We start from the raw sequence: 12,569 nt of genomic DNA, 5'->3' as shown, positions 1-12,569 counted from the left end.
AGACGAGCTAGACCGTCAGACGACCGTGTTCGTTAGGCGATTTCGTTGCCTTCCAGCAGCTCAGTAACGAGAGCGGCGATCGCAGAACGTTCCGAACGCGTCAGGGTGATGTGGCCGAAGAGTGAATGCCCCTTGAGCGTTTCGATAACCGACGCGACGCCGTCATGGCGACCGACGCGGAGGTTATCGCGCTGCGCCACATCGTGGGTCAGCACGACGCGAGAGTTCTGACCGATACGACTGAGCACTGTCAACAGAACATTGCGTTCCAGCGACTGCGCCTCATCCACAATCACAAACGCATCATGAAGCGAACGGCCTCGGATGTGAGTAAGTGGAAGCACTTCGAGGAGCCCCCGCTCGAGCACTTCTTCAAGCACGTTCTCGGACACGACCGAACCGAGCGTGTCGAACACTGCCTGAGCCCAAGGATTCATCTTTTCGGCTGCATCACCGGGCAAGTAACCCAACTCTTGACCGCCCACCGCGTAGAGCGGACGGAAGACCATGATCTTGCGATGCTGCTGCTTCTCCAGAACCGCTTCGAGACCGGCGCAGAGCGCGAGGGCCGACTTTCCCGTTCCGGCACTTCCGCCAAGCGAGACAATGCCCAGCTCGGGGTCGAGAAGCATATCGATAGCCAGCCGCTGCTCGGCACTACGCCCGTGCAAGCCGAAAAGCTCCCGATCGCCACGAATGAGCGACATCGTGCCGCGGGCTGTCACTCGCGCCAAGGCCGAGCCACGTTCAGAGGTAACCACGAGCCCGGTATTAATGGGCAGGTCTCCCACCGCTCGCGACTGCAAACGTTCTTTGTCATAGAGCTCAGCGACTTGGTCGCCGCTCAGCTCGATCTCTGCTTGGCCGGTCCACCCGGAGTCCACAGCGAGCTCTGCGCGGTACTCCTCGGCCGCGAGACCGATGGATGCCGCCTTCACCCGCAGGGGAAGATCTTTTGAGACGACCGTGACATCCAGCCCCTCGTTGGCGAGGTTGAGCGCAACAGCAAGAATTCGCGAATCGTTATCGCCCAACTGCAGCCCGGAGGGAAGCACAGACATATTGGAGTGGTTGAGCTCGACACGCAGCGTGCCGCCGTCGTCGCCCACCGAGATGGGAAAGTCGAGGCGCTCATGCTTGACGCGCATCTCGTCGAGACTGCGCAGCGCTTGCCTGGCGAAGTACCCAATCTCGGGGTCGTTGCGCTTGGCTTCGAGTTCGGTGATCACTACAACGGGCAGAACAACATTGTGTTCGGCAAACCGCTTGATCGAGCTCGGGTCGGAGAGCAAAACAGACGTATCCAGAACGTATGTACGCTCGGCTTGTCGTTGGGCCCGCCCTCCCGCCTTCGACGTGGTGATCGTGGTCTTGGGGGTTGCTAGGTCGGCCAACGTGCACTCCATCCCCGAGTGCGAGCACTCGGATCCAGTCTGCGAAGACGGCCAGTACTTTACGAAAACGAACTTACGTGGCCGTCTCGATCAGGCGCCATACCTGATGGATTGAACGCTAAACCCGTCAGGCAATCTGGGCGTAACGACACGCCCTAAGACACCATCGCGTCATATTCGGTTTGCGGTTAGGCACCGAAGCGGCGGTTACGTCGCGAGAAATCACGAAGGGCGCGCAAGAAATCGACCTCGCGCAGGTCGGGCCCGAGCGCTTCCATGAAGTACAGCTCACTGTGGGCGGATTGCCACAGCATGAAGTCGCTAATGCGCTGCTCCCCCGAGGTGCGGATGACGAGGTCGGGGTCGGGCTGCCCCTTCGTGTAGAGGTGCTCGCCTATGAGTTCCGGAGTGAGCAGTTCAGCGAGGGCGTCAAGGCTGTGACCCTCATCACTGTGGTTGCGCACGATACGGCGCATGGCTTCAGCGATTTCGTGGCGTCCGCCGTAGCCGATGGCGAGGTTGACGTGCAGACCGGTGTTGTCTGCGGTGCGCTCGTGAGCGCCCTTGAGCTGGGCCTTGAGCTGCTCGGGGAGGCCAGCATCCGATCCCACATGTTGAACGCGCCAGTCGCGAAAGTGCGACAAATCTTCGGCAAGATCACCAATGATCGTGAACAGCTCTTTCAACTCTTCGGGTGATCGGCTGGTGAGATTGTCGGTCGAGAGCAGGTAGAGCGTCGCCACTGAAATGTCGAGGTCGTCGCACCAGACCAGAAACTCTCGATACTTGGCCGCGCCGGCACGATGACCGTGGGCTGCCGTCTCGAGATCTTTCAATTTGGCCCAACGCCGGTTGCCATCAATGATCATGGCTACGTGGCGCGGCAATTGCTGGCCCTCTAGCTGGCGACGCAGTTTTTTCTGGTAAAGACCGTAAAGAAAACCGCGACCGAATGGAGACTGTCGCTTACTCACGGAACTACGTTAGACCACTCCGGCGCTCAACAAGTGAAACTACGTCAGGCGTAAACTGTGAGCATGAACCAAGATGCCGCCGATATCGCTGCTGCAGCGGCCGTTGAGAAGGAAGACGCATCGCGCCTTCCCGAGCTTCCGTTCGTCGATGACGTGATGACGAGCGACCCGGCCGACGCAAAACCAACGTGGCGCGGTTGGATCCACGCCGGCACGTTTCCTCTGGCAATCGTGCTCGGCATCATCCTGCTGGTCATGGCCGATGGCACCGCGGCGAAGGTCAGTTCAGCAGTCTTCTTTGCCTCATCACTGATGCTGTTTGGCATCTCAGCGCTTTACCACCGCTTCAACTGGAGCGAGAAGACGCGGATGATGCTGAAGCGCTTCGATCACTCCAATATTTTCTTGCTCATTGCCGGTTCCTATACCCCGATCACTGTTCTGGCGCTTTCGCCCGAGAAGGCGACCATTTTGCTCTGGATCGTCTGGAGCGGCGCTGCTCTCGGCATCGGCTTCCGCATCTTCTGGGTGGGGGCCCCGCGCTGGCTCTACGTTCCGCTGTATGTGCTGCTCGGCTGGGGCGCGATGATGTTCATCGTCGACTTCTTCCAAGCCAACTGGATCATGATGACGCTCATCCTGGCCGGTGGACTCTTCTACACCGTTGGCGCTGTCATCTACGGTCTTAAGCGACCGAATCCCGTGCCCGGAGTGTTCGGGTTCCACGAGATCTTTCACACGCTGACGCTACTGGCGTTCCTCTGCCACTGGGTCGGTATCTTTCTCGTGGCGACTAATCCGCCCGTTGTGTAGGCGCAGCATCATCAGCATCGCCACCATCAGCGGCGCCCGCGGTGCGACCATCGGTCTCGCCGGCGGCAGCAGCCTGCTCGGCACGGATCGTTTCCTGAGCGAGCTCACGGTAACGAACGCGGCGCACGCGACGGTTCATGTCCATGACAATAAACAACGTGGCTACCGCGACGAACAAGATGCCGATGAAGCCAACTACGCCGGGAGTGACCAAGTTGGGGTCACCCTCATAGGCCGGATACAGGCTCGGCTCGGGGCTGGGAGTAGCCGTCCAGAGAATCGCACTGGTTGCGAGCGAAGTGAAAGAAATCAACTGTTGTCCTCTGGGATGTCCACTCCATGATTTCATCATGCGAGTTTGCGAATAACCTTGCAGTAACCAGAATACCGTCGCAAGAAGGAGCCCCGCGTGCCTGAAGCATCCAGTAGCCCCACTGGCACCGCCGACAGCACCGCGCCCGGCACGACAGCACCCACTAATTTGGATGCGCGCTATGGTCGCAGCCCGAAAGCCAAGCGCAACAATCGCGTGATTGTGATCGCTATGGCTGCAGCCTTCGTTGCGGTCTTCACGGCGTGGCTCGTGTGGGGTGGCCTGCTGGAATCACCCGCCCAGTTCGAGGCAAAAGATACCGGGTACGAAATTATCGACGACACCGCTGTCGAAGTACGCTGGCAATTCAACGTGGCCGAAAGCACGGATGCTCGCTGCGTTGTGCAAGCCCTGAACTCCACTTTTGCGATTATCGGGTGGAAAGTGGTCGACGTTCCGGCCAGCGACCAGCGCAATCGCGAGTTGACCACGACAGTTCGCACCACAGAACAAGCAGTGTCAGGCTTGATCTACCGGTGTTGGCTAACCTAGGCTGAAGCGAATCATCTCGAAACCGGTCGTACTCGGCCGGTTTCTCTTTTGTATAGGGAGAAGCACAGTGGCTGCACAAAACGACGTCACGTGGTTGACCCAGGAGGCGTTCGATCGTCGCACCGCCGAACTGGAACAACTTACGGGCGAAGCACGGTACGAAATTGCCAAGAAAATTGAGGCTGCCCGCGAAGAAGGCGACCTCAAAGAGAACGGTGGCTACCACGCCGCCAAGGAAGAGCAGGGCAAAATTGAAGCCCGCATCCGTGTTCTCACGCAACTTCTTCGCCATGCCGTAGTCGGCGATGTTCAAGATGATGACGGCGTCGTAGAACCCGGAATTCTTGTCACGGCCAAAATCATGGGCGACGAGAGCGTATTTCTACTCGGCAGCCGCGAAATTGTCGCCGACGACAGCGATCTCGATGTGTACAGCGAGAAGAGCCCACTCGGCATGGCAATCAACGGCCTCAAGGTCGGAGAGTCAACCACTTACACGGCACCCAACGGCAAGTCGATCACCGTTGAGGTCCTCAAGATCGCTACGTATTCTGGCTAAAAGTCGACCTGAGGGTCAAAGCCTTCGTCCCTGAGCCGCGTGAGAACTGCCTCCGCGTGCTCGGGGCCACGGGTTTCAATGTGCAGTTCGAGCTGAACCTGACTGAACTGCACTTTGCTGTTGTGCCTACTGTGCAGCACCTCAACAACGTTGGCGCTCGCCTCGGCCACAAGGGCAGAAATGCGCGCTAACTGGCCCGGGCGGTCGGGCAGCGGGATGCGCAGTCGCAAATAGCGTTCGGATGCCGAGAGGCCGTGGCTGATGATGCGTTCCATCATCATGGGGTCGATATTGCCACCGCTCAGCAGCACCACGGTGTTGCCGCTTGGTGAGATCTTGCCTGCCAGAATCGCGGCCACTCCGACGGCGCCGGCCGGCTCGACGACTTGCTTGGCTCGCTCGAGAAGAACAAGCACCGCATAGGCGATCTGGTCATCAGAAACGGTGATGACTTCATCCACCAAATCGCGGACCATGGTGAAGTTGAGCACGCCGGGGCGGCTGACGGCGATACCGTCGGCGATCGTAGGCGTCGTGCGCACTTCGACGATTTCGCCTTTTTCGAGCGACGGCGTGTAAGCGGAAGCGTTGGAGGCCTGCACACCAATAACGCGCACGTTGCGGCCTTCGAGGCGGGCCCTCTGCTTGATGGCCCCCGCAACACCGGAGATGAGTCCACCGCCACCGATCGGCACGATGATTGTGTCGACCTGAGGAACCTGATCGAACACTTCAAGAGCAAGTGTTCCTTGGCCCGCGACGACGTCTTCGTGATCGAAGGGGTGGATGAGCACAGCGCCGGTCTCTTCTGAGAAACGGGCGGCCGCACGCAGCGGCTCGTCAACGGTGTGACCGCGTAGTACAACCTCGGCGCCGTAATCGCGAGTGGCCTGCAGTTTCGGCAGAGGCACACCTACGGGCATGAAAATAGTCGACTTGATACCGAGCTCGCGAGCGGCAAAAGCGACGCCCTGAGCATGGTTTCCGGCCGACGCAGCAACAACTCCGCGCGCCTTCTCCTCCTCGGAGAGGCCCGCGAGACGGTTATAGGCACCGCGCAGCTTAAAGGAGCCCGTGCGCTGAAGGTTTTCACACTTGAGGAACACCGGCGATCCCAAGATCTCCGCGAGAAAACGCGAGGTCTGCATGGGGGTAACATCGGCAACTTCTGCGACCCGGACGCGTGCTGCTTCGTACTCAGCGAGCGTGGGGCCGGGCATCCGGTTATTTACCATTACCGAGCACGTCCGTGATCGTGGGTCGACCATTGAGACGCCAATCGCCGCTGGCTATGTATTTGGTCATGACATTGACGACCGCGACCAGCGGCACGGCAAACAGTGCGCCGGGGATACCGGCCACGAATGAGCCAGCGGCTACGGCAAACACGACCGCAAGCGGGTGGACCTTTACAGCGGTGCCCATGACGAGCGGCTGCAGGATATGACCTTCAAGCTGTTGAACAAGCAAAACAATTCCCAACATGATTACGGCGGGGATGGGGCCCAAGAAGACGAGGGCAATGAATACTGCAAGTGCCCCCGTGACGAGAGCACCGACGACAGGGATGAATGAACCGAGGAACACCGCGACGGCAATCGGGATCACTAGCGGGAATCCGCCGTAGAACAAACCGAGGATCCACGCACCGACGCCGATACCGATGGCATCGACCGCAGCCACGAAGATCTGCACCTTGACGAAAGTGGTGAGGGTGAGCCATCCGGCCACTCCCGCACCGTCAACCGCGTTGCGGGCTTTGCGCGGAAAGAGTCGAACAGTCCAGGCCCAGATGCCCTTGCCATCGATGAGCACGAAGATCGTGGCGAACAGGCTCAGCAGCGCACCGGTGAGGACGTGACCGGCGGTGGACCCTACCGAGAGGATTCCCGAAACGAGCGCTTGAGAGTCGCGCTGAATCACGTCAATAATTTCGGTGAGGTAGCCGTCGAGGTCTTGGTCGCTGAGCTGCAGCGGTGAGCTGCGCAAGAACTCGCGCAAGTTCTCGTAGGCAGTCGTTGACTGCGCTTGGAGAGCGGGAAGCCCAGAACGGACTTGGCCGACGACAACCACAACGAGGCCACTGACCACGGCGAAGAAGCCGATAAGAACCACGGTGACGGCAAGCCAGCGCGGCCATTTCACGCGCACGAGGAATCCGATGACGGGCACCAGCAGCGCCCCGATAAGAATCGCGATCAGGAACGGAATCACAATGTACTTGAGCGTGATCACTAAGTAAATAAGAACTGCAACTACGGCGAGCACGACGAGCATGCGCCACGAATAGGCAGCAGCTATCGAAAGCCCGGCGGGAACCTCAGCGGCGTCTGTTGTGCTGGCGCGTGACTGGACCCGACTGTCTGGTTTATTGCGTCGTCCGAATACCACGTGCCTATCTTAGTTGTGCTGGAGAGCGCGCTTGCTGCGCCCCAATATGGTCGCTCGTGGCCGCTACTTCTTCACCTTGGGAGGCAGCGCGCTCACTGGAGCGCCCTTGAGTCGCACCGTGACAGCTTCGCCGGGCAGCGGATGCCGCTCGACCTCATGCTGGATGGCAACGACCGTGTCGTCGAAGAGTCGCACCCGCGTGCGGCGCAGGGAGCCCAAGAAGCTCGACGAGATGACGGTGCCGGCGATTCCGGCGGTGGAGAGGGCGATGTCCTCCGGGCGAACGAGCGCGATGACAGGGCCATCGGGCATCGGGTCGCCGAGGAGGGCGAGGCTGCTGCCGTGGAGGGTGACCTGACCGTCGATGAGTTCGGCGGGCATCCGGTTGCTGAGGCCAACGAAGTCGGCGACGAAGGCGTTGGCTGGCGTCGCGTAGAGCTCCTCTGGCGTGCCAATTTGTTCGATGCGACCGTCACGCATGACGGCAACGCGGTCGGCGACGGCGAGCGCCTCTTCTTGGTCGTGGGTAACGAACACGGTCGTGATGCCGAGCTCGGTTTGCAGGCGACGGATCTCTTCACGCAGTTGCACGCGTACTTTTGCGTCGAGCGCACTCAGCGGTTCGTCGAGCAGGAGCACGCGGGGGCGCGTGACGAGGGCGCGGGCGAGCGCAACACGTTGCTGCTGGCCACCCGAGAGCTGATGGGCGAAGCGGTCGCGGTGCTTCGTGAGACCCACCATGTCCAAGGTTTCGAGAGCGCGTTCGCGGCGACGAGCAGCGGCGACCCTGCGCATCTTGAGGCCGAACTCCACGTTCTCGAGCACCGTCATGTGCGGGAACAGCGAGTAGGCCTGAAAGACCATCCCGATGTCTCGCTTATTCGTGGGAGTATCCGCGACATCCACACCGTCGATGAGGATGCGACCGCTGTCGATGCTCTCGAGCCCCGAAATGCTGCGCAATGCTGTGGTCTTCCCGCAGCCCGAAGGACCGAGCAGGGCAACGAGTTCGCCGGGGGCAACTTCGAGGTCGATGCTGTTGAGCGCAGTGTGGCCCGAGAAAGCCTTCACGACGGCGCTGAGCTGAACTGTTGCTCCCGCGGTCGGAGTGTGGGTGGCGGTGGGGCCCGTCATCGTAAACGTGGCGGTCATGATTTTCTCCTAGAGGGCGTTGCTGATCCGAGGCGGCCGATGATCAGCAGCAAGACGAAAGCGAGGGCAAGGGCTGCGAGCGCAAAGATCACAGCAACCCAGGGGTCAGATTGCGAGACCTGAAGCAGTGCGGTTTGCAGGTTGCGGCGGTTGAGCAGGCTCGCGATGGTGAACTCGCCAAGCACGACCGCAATCGAGATGAAGGATGCCGCGAGCACTCCCCGGCGCAGGTTCGGCAGCAGGATCGTCCACAGCACGGTCATCCAGCCGGCACCGAGCGTGCTGGCCGCTTCGCTGAGGGTCTTCACGGGGATCGCATCGAGGTTGCCCTGAATGGCGCGATAGGCATACGGCAACACCGTGATGCCGTAGGCGAAGGCGAGCGTCCAAGTCGAACCGCCGAGCACCTGCACGACGACCGAGTAGACCGGCGCGAGCCCGACAACCAGCACAATGGCGGGCACCGTGATGGGGATGATGCAGATGAATTCGAGGGTGCGCTTGAGGCGCGGGAACTGCATGTGCACGAGCACCATCGTCGGCAGTAGCAGCACCAGCACGATGCCGACGGTCACTGCGGCGAGTACGAGCGAGTTTCCGATTGCCTGATAGAGGCTGCGGTAGGTGCGGGCAGCGTCTTCGGTGAAGAGACCCGTCCAGTGGCTTGTCGTGTAGTCCCCCGCTAGGCCGTTGCGGAAGGAGAATTCGATCATCGCGATTATGGGGAGCAGGAAGACGGCGCCAATGATGCCGAGGATGAGGCGGCGAGCAAGCGCACTCGGTTCGGCCCCGATGCGCACGGCCTGGTTCGCGGTCTTCCGGCGCATCCCTGCGGGCGTTGACGCGGGTGCGGGCTCCACCGGGCTCAGCGGTGCGGCGATGTCGGCGCTCACTTTTGCCACCGTGAGGTGCGGGCCTGCAGCACGGAGTACGCCCACATGACAACGACCATGACCACGATCATCCCGAGCGCAAGAGCGCCCGCCATGTTTTCGCGGCCCAGCACGGTTTCGCTGACGAGCGCCGCACGGATCTGGAGGGGCACGATCTGCGAGCCCTGGCTGATGAGTGCGGCGGCCGTGGCGAACGACGAGAAGGCGTTAGCGAAGAGCAACAGCAGCGAGCCGAGAAAAGCCGGAGCGAGCACGGGGGCTGCGATGTAGCGCCAGTAGGCAAAGCGGGTGCCGCCGAGCGTTGCGCTGGCTTCTGCCCATTGTGGGCGCAGCGCGGTGAGGGCGGGCAGGAAGGTGATCACCATGAGGGGAACCTGAAAGTAGACGTAGGGAAGAATGAGCCCGGGCACCTGATAGAGCCAGACACCATCCGCAAAAATATCGATACCGAAAGTGTCACGCAGGATAACCGTGATCAGCCCCTGCACGCCGATCGTCGCGATGAACGCGAAGGCGAGCATCACGCCACCGAACTGGGCGAGCACGCTGGCTGCTGATTCGATGATCGTGCGCAGCAGACCACCGACTTTGGTGCCGAGCATCGCGTAGCAAATGAGGGCGCCAACAACGGCACCGATCACGGCAGTGACACCCGAGAGCCAAAACGAGCTCCCAAAGGTGGCGAGGATGGTCGGAGTAAACAGCCCAGTGATGTTGTCGAACGTCAGCGAACCGTCGTCCGAGAAGAAGCCCGTGACCACCGCAAGGATGGTGGGAAGGGCAAGGAAAATAAGAACGTAGGCCGCAAATGGCGTTAGCCCCGCATAAGCGAGGCGACGGCGCCGATTCGACGGCTTGACCAGGGCCACCCGAGGATGGTGCCGAGCGGTGAGCTCGACACCATCCTGTTCGGGCGCTGGCGCGGTGGCTAGCGACACGATGTATTAGCTAAAGGTGCGTGAGGGAATCAGCCTTAGCTGATTGCCGCAGCCCACTTCTCAGCAAGGATCGTTGCGTTTTCTTCAGCCTGCTCGGGGGTCGGGGTGACAAGTTCACCCTCGAGGGCTCCGAGAGCGTCGAGTGCTGCGGCGTCAACGGTTCCGGCATCCTGCAGAGCCTGAATCGTGACGGGGTACGCGCCACCGACGATGAAGAGGTTTTGGGCTTCGGGGCTGTAGAGGAATTCTTGCCAGAGGCGAGCGGCGGCCGGGTGTGGAGCATCCACGTTGATGGCCTGGTTGTAGAAGCTCGTGTAGACAGCGCCAGGAAGAGTCGTAACCTTCCAGCCGTCAACCGTTGCTGCTGCAGCGAGGTTGTTGTAGCTCCAGTCGAACGCAACCTTGGTCTCGCCGGCAGCAATGGTTGCCCCCGTGACGTTGACCGGGATGAAGTTGCCTGCGTCGTTGAGTTCTTCGAAGAACTCAATGCCGGGGGTGAAGTCATCGAGCGTTCCACCGCTGTGAACGGTGGCGAGTCCGACAGCAGCAAAGGCCGCTCCGGCCTGCGTGGGGTCACCGTTCAGCGCAACAGCGCCGCGGTAGTCAGCGCTAAGCAGGTCGTCGAGGCTCGTGGGCTCGGGGACCGAGTTGGAGTCATAACCGATCGACATGCTGCCGGTGTAGTCGTTGTACCAGAGGCCGGTAGCTTCCTTGTTGCCGTCAGGGATCTCATCCCAGTTGGCGACCATGTACGGAGCGAAGTAGTCGAGGCTGTCGAGAGCAACAGCAGTACCGAGGTCGAAGACGTCGGGGGCGGTGTCTTGGCCCTTGAGGTTGTCAGCAGCGGCGATTTCTTCGGCGCTCGAAACGTCGGGGTCAGCCGAGTTGACGATGATGTCGTACTTCTCTTCAAAGAGAGCCTTGATCTCGCCATAGTTTGCCCAGTTGTCTGGCAACGCGATGACGTTGAGTTCGCCCTCAGCCTGCGCGGCTGCAATAAGAGCGTCCATGCCGCCAAAGTCTTCGGCGGTGGTTGCGGTCGATGCGTCAACATCGCCAGCAGCTGCCTCGGTGGTGCTGCAACCACTGAGTGAAATCGCCGAAGCTGCAACGAGTGCAACTGCGGCGAGGGTGCGCTTAGTGAACAAGACTTCCTCCAACGACCGCCACGGCCGCCCGCGCTGTAAACGGGCAGAGGGTACCGAAACGATCTGGAGTTGACGGTACGGAGCCGGATGCGCCGCTCCCTGTCATCGGGGTAAACGAACGATGAACGATACAAACACAACTGTTCTACGGGGCCGTTCTCCGCACGAACGAGTGGATGTCGCCGCTGCTCGGTAGAGTCAGTTCCGTGGTCGATTCCCTCTTTGCAGCGCAAGCGCGCCGAGCGCTGCTCGCTGCCCAAGGCTTTGGGCGCGGCACCGCGACTGCGGCTAATCCTGCGGGAACGCGCCAGCTCAATCTGCTGTTTGATCGCATCCGGCTACTGCAGCTCGACTCGGTCAACGTGTTCGAGCGCAGCCACTATCAGCCGGTGTTTGCCCGCCTCGGCCACTACGACAAGGCCGCGCTCGATGCGCTGACGTTCCGCAAACCAACCGCGCGCACGCCCGGCCGGTACGTCGAATACTGGGCGCACGAAGCCGCCCTGATTCCGCTCGAGTCGTGGCCGCTATGGCGCTGGAAGATGGAGTCGCTGCGCGAACGCGACGCCGAGCGCTACGAATGGGTGCGCGAGAACCAGCCCATGCTGCAGTGGTTGCGCGAAGAACTCGCCACCACCGGCCCCGTCACCGCTCGCGAGATCGAGCACGACGCCAACCGCCGCACCGGGCCCTGGTGGGGCTGGTCTGACGTGAAGCAAGGCCTCGAAATGCTGTTCCGCTGGGGCGACGTCGTCACCGCCGGCCGCACCCGCTTCGAACGCACCTACGCGCTCACCGAGCACGTGGTTCCGACCGAGCTGCGCGAGCGTGAGGTGAGCCGCGCCGACGCGCATCGCGCCCTGGTTGCTGAATCGGCACGAGCGCTGGGCGTGGGCACGGCATCCGACCTCGCCGACTACTTTCGACTCAAAAATGCCGACGTTCGCCCGGCAATCGCTGAGCTAGCGGATGCCGGCGAGCTCGTTCCCGTAACCGTGCGCGGCTGGGATCAGCCCGCCTGGCTGCACCGGGAGGCGCGCATCCCCCGCCGCATCGAACACGTCGCCCTGCTCTCGCCCTTCGACCCTGTGGTGTGGGATCGCAAACGTGCCGAGCGCATGTTCGGGTTCCACTATCGCATCGAGATTTACACGCCCGAGCCACAGCGCCAGTTCGGCTACTACTCGCTGCCGGTGCTCGTGGATGACGCGCTCGTCGGCCGCATCGACCTCAAGACCGATCGCCAAGCGGGTGTACTGCGCGTGCAATCCGCCTGGCACGAAGACGGTCTCGACGCCGCACCCGGCGGCACTGGAGCCCTCGCCGAACGCATCGTGCCCACCCTGCGCGAAATTGCGCACTGGCAAGGTATGGGCGAGATCACCGTCACCGGGCGCGGCACCCTCTCCCCCGCTATCGAGGCAGAGCTGCAGCGCTAGCGG

The 12,569-nt window shown here is 61.4% G+C and carries 13 protein-coding genes; 4 read left to right on the top strand and 9 right to left on the bottom strand.

Translation table 11 applies throughout. The features are described 5' to 3' along the window. Positions 1–32 precede the first annotated feature (32 nt). Positions 33–1,406, bottom strand: a complete 1,374-nt coding sequence (locus I6E56_RS12620; protein WP_374062040.1) for a PhoH family protein — start codon at positions 1,404–1,406, stop codon at positions 33–35. Positions 1,407–1,582: 176 nt separating this feature from the next. Continuing rightward, entirely contained in the window at positions 1,583–2,368 is a 786-nt protein-coding gene (locus I6E56_RS12615; protein WP_197138849.1) for an isoprenyl transferase, read from the bottom strand. 63 nt (positions 2,369–2,431) lie between these two features. On the opposite strand from I6E56_RS12615, the gene I6E56_RS12610 reads away from it, so the two are divergent. After that, positions 2,432–3,181 (top strand): hemolysin III family protein, encoded by a 750-nt coding sequence (locus I6E56_RS12610; protein WP_197139048.1) that lies wholly within the window; start codon positions 2,432–2,434, stop codon positions 3,179–3,181. Here the strand turns inward: I6E56_RS12610 and I6E56_RS12605 are convergent. Further along, positions 3,162–3,494: a hypothetical protein gene (locus tag I6E56_RS12605; protein ID WP_231606620.1), complete on the bottom strand. Its 333-nt coding sequence runs from the start codon at positions 3,492–3,494 to the stop codon at positions 3,162–3,164. The two genes, I6E56_RS12610 and I6E56_RS12605, sit on opposite strands and share 20 nt — an antisense overlap. 96 nt (positions 3,495–3,590) lie before the next feature. Between I6E56_RS12605 and I6E56_RS12600 the strand changes: the two genes are divergently transcribed. Together I6E56_RS12600 and greA are read left to right on the top strand one after the other, a co-directional pair. Then, positions 3,591–4,046, top strand: a complete 456-nt coding sequence (locus I6E56_RS12600; RefSeq protein WP_197138847.1) for a DUF4307 domain-containing protein — start codon at positions 3,591–3,593, stop codon at positions 4,044–4,046. Between the two features lie 67 nt (positions 4,047–4,113). Beyond that, entirely contained in the window at positions 4,114–4,605 is a 492-nt protein-coding gene (gene greA, locus I6E56_RS12595) for a transcription elongation factor GreA (RefSeq protein WP_197138846.1), read from the top strand. Here the strand turns inward: greA and ilvA are convergent. The 6 genes from ilvA to I6E56_RS12565 form a co-directional block, all read right to left on the bottom strand. Continuing rightward, a complete protein-coding gene (gene ilvA, locus I6E56_RS12590) occupies positions 4,602–5,840 on the bottom strand; it encodes a threonine ammonia-lyase (RefSeq protein WP_374062037.1) in 1,239 nt (412 codons plus the stop codon). The two genes, greA and ilvA, sit on opposite strands and share 4 nt — an antisense overlap. Beyond that, positions 5,830–6,996, bottom strand: a complete 1,167-nt coding sequence (locus I6E56_RS12585; protein WP_307842855.1) for an AI-2E family transporter — start codon at positions 6,994–6,996, stop codon at positions 5,830–5,832. Before I6E56_RS12585 ends, ilvA begins: the two co-directional genes overlap by 11 nt. A gap of 63 nt (positions 6,997–7,059) precedes the next feature. Beyond that, entirely contained in the window at positions 7,060–8,148 is a 1,089-nt protein-coding gene (locus I6E56_RS12580; RefSeq protein WP_197138844.1) for an ABC transporter ATP-binding protein, read from the bottom strand. Further along, positions 8,145–9,041 (bottom strand): ABC transporter permease, encoded by an 897-nt coding sequence (locus I6E56_RS12575; RefSeq protein ID WP_197138843.1) that lies wholly within the window; start codon positions 9,039–9,041, stop codon positions 8,145–8,147. The genes I6E56_RS12580 and I6E56_RS12575 overlap by 4 nt, the downstream gene beginning before the upstream one ends. Next, positions 9,038–9,979 carry an ABC transporter permease subunit gene (locus I6E56_RS12570; protein ID WP_197138842.1) on the bottom strand — a complete coding sequence of 314 codons (942 nt, stop codon included), beginning with the start codon at positions 9,977–9,979 and terminating at the stop codon, positions 9,038–9,040. Before I6E56_RS12570 ends, I6E56_RS12575 begins: the two co-directional genes overlap by 4 nt. Positions 9,980–10,014: 35 nt before the next feature. Next, positions 10,015–11,127, bottom strand: coding sequence for an ABC transporter substrate-binding protein (locus I6E56_RS12565; protein WP_197138841.1), 1,113 nt, complete (start codon positions 11,125–11,127; stop codon positions 10,015–10,017). Between the two features lie 206 nt (positions 11,128–11,333). On the opposite strand from I6E56_RS12565, the gene I6E56_RS12560 reads away from it, so the two are divergent. Continuing rightward, positions 11,334–12,566, top strand: a complete 1,233-nt coding sequence (locus I6E56_RS12560) for a winged helix-turn-helix domain-containing protein (RefSeq protein WP_197138840.1) — start codon at positions 11,334–11,336, stop codon at positions 12,564–12,566. Positions 12,567–12,569: the final 3 nt, after the last annotated feature.

The sequence above is a fragment of the Salinibacterium sp. NK8237 genome, assembly GCF_015864955.1.
GTDB lineage: Bacteria > Actinomycetota > Actinomycetes > Actinomycetales > Microbacteriaceae > Rhodoglobus.
The sequence above is the reverse complement of the archived record's forward strand: the minus strand, read 5'-3'. Positions and strand labels throughout refer to the sequence as shown.

Excerpts from the sequence above, each read along its gene's own strand:
- I6E56_RS12580 (WP_197138844.1), bottom strand. The coding sequence starts at position 8,148 with ATGACCGCCACGTTTACGATGACGGGCCCCACCGCCACCCACACTCCG.
- ilvA (WP_374062037.1), bottom strand. The coding sequence starts at position 5,840 with ATGGTAAATAACCGGATGCCCGGCCCCACGCTCGCTGAGTACGAAGCA.
- I6E56_RS12620 (WP_374062040.1), bottom strand. The coding sequence starts at position 1,406 with ATGGAGTGCACGTTGGCCGACCTAGCAACCCCCAAGACCACGATCACC.
- I6E56_RS12610 (WP_197139048.1), top strand. The coding sequence starts at position 2,432 with ATGAACCAAGATGCCGCCGATATCGCTGCTGCAGCGGCCGTTGAGAAG.